Here is a 3118-nt window from a genome sequence, read left to right as displayed (position 1 = left end):
CTGATGAAATTGAACCTCATATCTTTGAATGAAATTTTTAGTCTGTAATTCTCCAAATTCTCCATTTAGTTTATCAAAATTTGTCTTTTCATCAAAGAAATTTAACATTTTTGATTGCCAAGCATCATCTTGTCTTAAATCAATCAATACTTCTTTATCTTTATGTTTTTGACTGACAACATGTTCTAAATTTACCTTTATTTCTCTATAGCCTCTAAGAGAATTTTCTTCTTGAATTTTTTCTTGATTAAAATCTAACTCAAATATATTTCTAGTATTTAAAAAATCAAAATAAAAATAACTAGCCCAGCACATTCTAGCATATTTATAAAGTTTCATATATTTGGCTTGTTTTTCATACATTAGTAGCCTCTTTTTTCTTGTAATTCTTTATATTTTCGAATATCATAGCATATCATTTTTCTTTTGTATTTAGCAAACATACCTATGTCAAGCCAAGAGTATGTATTGTCTATTTTATATTCTTGTATTGTATTTTTGCCGTCCTTATAGTACCATAAAATAATAATTTTTTTTATTCTAAAATCTACATATTGCTCTGTTATGTTGAATAAAATATCCTTGTTTATTTTTTTATAATTATCCCAAAGACTTATAATATTTTTTGCATCATAAATAACCGCCTTAGAATCAGCCTTCTCACACAAACTCTCAAATTCTTTAAAACTACTTTGCCATTCAAGAGGTACAAAAGAGTATCCAAACCAAAGAAGCATGAATAATGGATAAGGTAAAAATAAATAAAACTTTTTAATTTTTTTATCAATATTAAAAATTTTAAAGACAAGATAAAAGACAAGCTTTAAAAATAAATATACCCATATAGTAGAAAGTATAAACAAGCTAATCCATCCAAAGAAAGAAAAAGGGAAAAAGGTTAAAAGAGTTAAATAAGTAATATTATAAAAAGTTAAGATGACAAGAAAAAGATAAAATAAAGCTTGTTTTATATTTTTAAAGAATTGTTTTTTTAAATCATTTGAATTTTCTTTATTGTTAAAATAATGATAGAGCTTGTTTTTCATATATTTTTATCCTATATTACTTTGATTATTATCTTTAGCATCTTCAAACAAAATAGCACTAAAGCCACTTAAAGTGTTAGACTAATGTTTTAAAAGTTTAAATCTATTTATAAAATCAATGATTCTTTTACTAAGTGTATCATTTAACCCCACCCTACTAATATCATTATCCAATGTTATTTCTTTACTATCAAAACAAGTATTTATAAGAGAAATACAATATTTAGGTTCTATTTTAACTATTTTATTTTGTTCAAAACGAGCTTGTATAGCTCTTGCATAGGTAGAATTTTGATTATTATGTTTATCACCTAGTCTTTGGGTATCTAAATCTTTTTCTAATTCCTTTTCTTGTTTATCAATAATAACACCTGTAAAAACTGGATCTAATAAAGCATAACTAGCATCTGCACAATTAGCATAGTCTAGAAATTTAGTGATTAAGTCTAATTTAGCTTCTTGTGTTTTAATGTTTTTGCTCATTTATATCCTTACTTAAAATTATCAAAATAGCTACAAGTGAATACTTCTTCATATCTAAAATATAATCCAGAGCCCTCATCGCCTCTTAAGAATACACCATCATTTTCATATTTATATCTTATATATGTAGCAAAAGGCTTGGGCATTTTTTTATATTTTTTATCATATACTATGGTTATAATATTGCCATTTCGTTTCTCGGATTTTATCGTATCTTTTATATCATAATAAGTAAATGTTTCATTAAGTTTTTCATAATAAAAATATTCATAACCATCATCCTTAACTCGTTTTTCTATAGAAGGCTTTTTTTTGTAAAATCGCTATACAATTCCCAATAAGCTTTATTGTAAATTATTACTTTATTATCTATATCTTTACACAAGCTCTTAAACTCATAATACTGCGGATCCATATATTTATAAGAACAGCCTCCTGTTAAGAATAATAAAAGATATACAGGCAAAAGAAATAAAGTAAGTTTTTTAAATATTGTTTTAAAATTTATAGTTTTTGTTTTATTTTTTAATTTATAAAAAATTTTAAAGATAAAATATAAAATAATAGAAAATATAAAAACAAAAAAGAAAAATATAAGAATAAATATTAAAAGATTAACAAAGAATTCTAGCATTTATTAACTCCTCTTAATTTTCTCTGTTTTTTCATAAGACAATTTGTAGTGTTGGGCTGATGAAATTTAATCTCATATCTTTGAGAAAAATTTCTAGCTTGTAATTCTCTAAAATCTCCATTTAGTTTCACATAAAAAATAAAGAATCATCTATAACCAAATATCCATTATATTCATCATGTAATGCTTTAAAATAGTCCAATTTTTCTAATTCACTCTTATCTTTAAAAAATCTAGTTTTAGATATTTTAAATCCTAAAGCTTTTTGTCCTTCAGTATAAACAAAATTAAAATAACTAGCTTACACAAATTCTGTATAATCTTTTAAATTGTTGATTTATTCCTTATATTATTATTGATAAAGATTACCACAAGCGAGCCCATCCTCTATAAACTCAAAATTCATATTACCCTCATTGCCTTCTAACACATACCTTCTAGTATTCCAATATGGACTTATATGCATATCAACAATCTTGTGTAAAGACATTTGCATATTTTTTGTTTTTAGTACAATATTATCCATCTCTATCTTTTCTTGAAAATTTGAAGGAGTTTTGAAGTATCATCGTAATATATAAAGCCACATTTCTATCCTACTATATTTTTTTACATGTCGAAAATCATCTATGCCGCCTAACTTTTTATCAAAATACCCTAGAATCTTATTATACTTTAGGAAGTTCATTTAACTTACACATATTCCTAAATTGCCAATAACTAGGCTCTAAATAATAAGAATAAGGAGTATAATAAAAGATAATTAAGCCTATACTTCCAAGAAAGACTAAAAACTTTGAAACGCTTTTTGTAGATTTAAAGATGATTTTATAAATAAATTTTAATATAAGATAAGAAAGAATAGTAGAAATTATAATAAGAAGTAATATATATGTCATGGGTTATCTCCTTAGATTCTCTATTTTATTAAAATTAAGATGTAATTTTGTGGTTT

Annotated in this window: 4 protein-coding genes; all 4 read right to left on the bottom strand. The window is 24.0% G+C overall.

The features are described from left to right. The coding region (locus tag AJ930_RS10640) for a hypothetical protein (RefSeq protein WP_070275226.1) at positions 1 to 363 on the bottom strand (363 nt) is incomplete at its 3' end. Then, the gene (locus AJ930_RS08910; RefSeq protein WP_083262292.1) at positions 363 to 1046 is read right to left on the bottom strand and encodes a hypothetical protein; all 684 of its coding nucleotides are present in this window, start codon (positions 1044 to 1046) and stop codon (positions 363 to 365) included. The genes AJ930_RS10640 and AJ930_RS08910, both read right to left, overlap by 1 nt. 81 nt (positions 1047 to 1127) lie before the next feature. Beyond that, the gene (locus AJ930_RS08905; RefSeq protein WP_044779697.1) at positions 1128 to 1529 is read right to left on the bottom strand and encodes a hypothetical protein; all 402 of its coding nucleotides are present in this window, start codon (positions 1527 to 1529) and stop codon (positions 1128 to 1130) included. Between the two features lie 986 nt (positions 1530 to 2515). Continuing rightward, entirely contained in the window at positions 2516 to 2689 is a 174-nt protein-coding gene (locus AJ930_RS10395) for a hypothetical protein (protein ID WP_153882527.1), read from the bottom strand. Positions 2690 to 3118 lie beyond the last annotated feature (429 nt).

Source organism: Campylobacter sp. BCW_6871 (genome assembly GCF_001762325.1).
Lineage (GTDB): Bacteria > Campylobacterota > Campylobacteria > Campylobacterales > Campylobacteraceae > Campylobacter_D > Campylobacter_D jejuni.
This window is presented reverse-complemented; position numbering and strand designations above follow the sequence as displayed.

What these genes read in the sequence shown, in the direction of transcription:
- AJ930_RS08910 (WP_083262292.1), bottom strand. Translation starts at nt 1,046, where the DNA reads ATGAAAAACAAGCTCTATCATTATTTTAACAATAAAGAAAATTCAAAT.
- AJ930_RS08905 (WP_044779697.1), bottom strand. Translation starts at nt 1,529, where the DNA reads ATGAGCAAAAACATTAAAACACAAGAAGCTAAATTAGACTTAATCACT.
- AJ930_RS10395 (WP_153882527.1), bottom strand. Translation starts at nt 2,689, where the DNA reads ATGGATAATATTGTACTAAAAACAAAAAATATGCAAATGTCTTTACAC.